The 539-nt window shown below is 51.9% G+C and carries 2 tRNA genes; both read right to left on the reverse strand.

Annotated elements, in window-relative coordinates:
• Positions 1-244: 244 nt before the first annotated feature.
• Positions 245-320, reverse strand: a tRNA-Ala gene (locus tag ACGTN6_RS20985).
• 104 nt (positions 321-424) lie between these two features.
• Positions 425-501, reverse strand: a tRNA-Ile gene (locus tag ACGTN6_RS20990).
• Positions 502-539 lie beyond the last annotated feature (38 nt).

Below are 539 nucleotides of genomic sequence, written 5' to 3' on the forward strand. Positions count from 1 at the left end.
CCCCAAGGGGTCTGATCCGCGATGACAACAACGACAATTGCCGGATACGCTTGAGACGTATCTCATGCCCTTTCCCGGGTAGGAAAGGGACTTTGTCAGCATGATTTACATTGTTAAAGAGCGTTTAGAGCCATAAGCTCTAAGCTGTAAGCTCTCGATGACTGTCATGGTGATGTCATCGGAAGCCTATAGCTTAGGACTTATTGCAAGACTGTTGGATGGGTGCCGCTCACCGCTGAAGCGATGGTGGAGCCTAGCGGGATCGAACCGCTGACCTCCTGCGTGCAAGGCAGGCGCTCTCCCAGCTGAGCTAAGGCCCCTCTGATACCCTGTTGAAACAGGAAATTTGAGCAAGACGAGGCGCTTTTTGCCGACGTGTAGCCTGCTACACGAGGTGAAAAGCAACGACGTATTACACAAATTTTGGTGGGTCTGGGCAGACTTGAACTGCCGACCTCACCCTTATCAGGGGTGCGCTCTAACCAACTGAGCTACAGACCCAAACAGTCTTTGCTCTGGCCGATCAGGTAATTCATTGT

This window comes from Halomonas sp. B23F22_20 (assembly GCF_043496985.1).
In the GTDB taxonomy this organism is placed as follows: Bacteria; Pseudomonadota; Gammaproteobacteria; order Pseudomonadales; family Halomonadaceae; genus Halomonas.